This window comes from Roseicyclus sp. (genome assembly GCF_052168335.1).
Classification (GTDB): domain Bacteria; phylum Pseudomonadota; class Alphaproteobacteria; order Rhodobacterales; family Rhodobacteraceae; genus Roseibacterium.
On record NZ_JBQLZP010000168.1, the window covers coordinates 1 to 1,448 of the forward strand.

General features: G+C 67.2%; 3 protein-coding genes. 2 read left to right on the plus strand and 1 reads right to left on the minus strand.

Features of this window, described 5'->3' with window-relative positions:
* On the plus strand, positions 1–468 hold a 468-nt coding region (locus ACTS11_RS05200; protein ID WP_442639280.1), incomplete at its 5' end, for an AI-2E family transporter.
* Between the two features lie 10 nt (positions 469–478).
* On the opposite strand, the gene ACTS11_RS05205 is transcribed toward ACTS11_RS05200, so the two are convergent.
* On the minus strand, positions 479–907 hold the full coding sequence (locus ACTS11_RS05205) for a hypothetical protein (RefSeq protein ID WP_442639281.1): 429 nt from the start codon (positions 905–907) through the stop codon (positions 479–481).
* A 236-nt stretch (positions 908–1,143) separates the two neighbouring features.
* Here ACTS11_RS05205 and ACTS11_RS05210 point away from each other — a divergent pair.
* On the plus strand, positions 1,144–1,448 hold a 305-nt coding region (locus ACTS11_RS05210), incomplete at its 3' end, for a MurR/RpiR family transcriptional regulator (RefSeq protein ID WP_442639282.1).

The following is a 1,448-nucleotide window of genomic DNA, read 5'->3' on the forward strand; positions in this document are numbered from 1 at the left end:
GACCGCATCGGTCGCTACCTCTTCGTCAAGACGGCGATCAACATCATCCTCGGCGCGATCTCCTTCGCCATCATGCTTCTGCTGGGGATCGAGTTCGCCCTGTTCTGGGCCGTGCTCATCGCCTTCCTGAACTACATTCCCTATATCGGGTCGATCGTGGGCGTGATCTTCCCGGTGCTCCTCAGCCTGGCGCAGTTCGGCACGATCGCGATGGCGGGCACCGTTCTGGTGGCGCTGTCGGCGGCGCAGATCTTCGTCGGCGCCTGGCTCGAACCCCGGATGATGGGCCGGGCGTTCAATCTCAGTCCCTTCGTCGTGCTCCTGTCGCTTGCCGTCTGGAGCACGCTATGGGGCCTGCCGGGGGCGTTGCTGGCGGTTCCGATGACGGCGAGCCTGGTCCTCGTGCTGGCCGAGATCCGGAGCACCCGCTTCATCGCCGTGATGCTCTCGGCCAGCGGACGGGTCTAGGCCAGGCGCGTCATTCCAGCGTCGCATCGAACTGGATGACGTTCCGGCCTGTCTCGGCGGTCGGCGCGAGAATGATCTTCGCGTTCACGATGCCGGGGCCCGAGAACTCGATGGCGCCGTCGAGGAGCTCGTCGCTTTGCTGCGTGATCGCATAGCCGCCCTGCCGCAGGTTTTCCTCCCAGGTGGCCAGGATCTCCGCCACATCGCGTTCGGTGGAAATCGAGAACATGCGGATCGCCGAGCCCACCGCCCGGTCCGACACGACCTCCGCGTCGTCGGGAAACACGAGCACGTCCGGTATCCATTCCTGGACGTGTTCGTCCGCCCGCGAGATGGCCGACAGCGCCAGCACGATCAGCGCTGCAAGGGCCATGTCTACGAAGGCGGCCGGGCGCATCGCCCTCGGCATCGCGGCCATGAGGGCACGCGCTACGCGCATGGACGGGCTCGGGGCGGTGGGGGAAAGTGCATCTGCCATGCGTCAGACCTAACCGCGACGCGGCCCCGTTCAAGTCGATGTGCGGAAGACCGCCGTTCAGGGGCGATGTCGGCGCCGCGCGATTCACCAGCCGTAAATCGGTGCCGCGTAGTCTGACCGATGGGTCCGGTCCCGGGCCTGCTCCGGTCTCCTCGCCGCATTGTGCCGGGGGTCCGTGAAAGGATATTCACACGGCCATGGCGTCAGCGGCACGGACCTCCTTCATCGCGCGCATCACCGATGCGACCCCGGAGATGCACCCGAGCGAACGGCGGCTCGCGGAGGCGATCCTGCATTTCCCCGGGCAGATCGCGAGCTACACCGCGACGGAGCTGGCGCAGATGGCGGGCGTCTCCAACGCCACTGTCACGCGCTTCATCCGCAAGATCGGCTACGCCTCCTTCGAGGAGGCGCGGCAGGCCGTCCGCGCCGAGCAGGAGGCGGGAACGGCGCTTCTGCGCATGGATCGCGGCGACGTGCCGCGCGGCGGACGCATCGCGCG

What these genes read in the sequence shown, in the direction of transcription:
- ACTS11_RS05205 (WP_442639281.1), bottom strand. Translation starts at nt 907, where the DNA reads ATGCGCGTAGCGCGTGCCCTCATGGCCGCGATGCCGAGGGCGATGCGC.